Source organism: Burkholderia sp. SIMBA_051, assembly GCF_046534915.1.
In the GTDB taxonomy this organism is placed as follows: domain Bacteria; phylum Pseudomonadota; class Gammaproteobacteria; order Burkholderiales; family Burkholderiaceae; genus Burkholderia; species Burkholderia ambifaria.
Map to the genome: position 1 here is coordinate 1 of NZ_JAWRXS010000289.1, position 271 is coordinate 271.

General features: G+C 64.6%; 1 pseudogene. It reads right to left on the reverse strand.

The window, feature by feature from the left end:
• Positions 1–271: pseudogene (locus SB771_RS34570) on the reverse strand (MMPL family transporter); the annotation flags it as partial.

Consider the following 271-nt stretch of genomic DNA (forward strand, 5'->3'; position numbering starts at 1 on the left):
GGCATCACCTCGCGCGCGCCGCGCCGCGCGTTCCACTGCTCGCGCGCGCCCAGATAGACGACGAAATACTGAATCGAATAATCGACGGCCTCGCCGATCAGACTCGCGCCGAACACCAGCGTGAGCAGATGCAGCTTGCCGAAGATCAGCAGGGTCGCCGCGAGCGCGCACAGAATGCCCAGTCCCGTCGACACGAAACCCAGCGCGATGAGACGCGGCGAGCGGAAGATCCAGAGCATCAGCAACGCAATGCCAACGGCCGAGACGATGC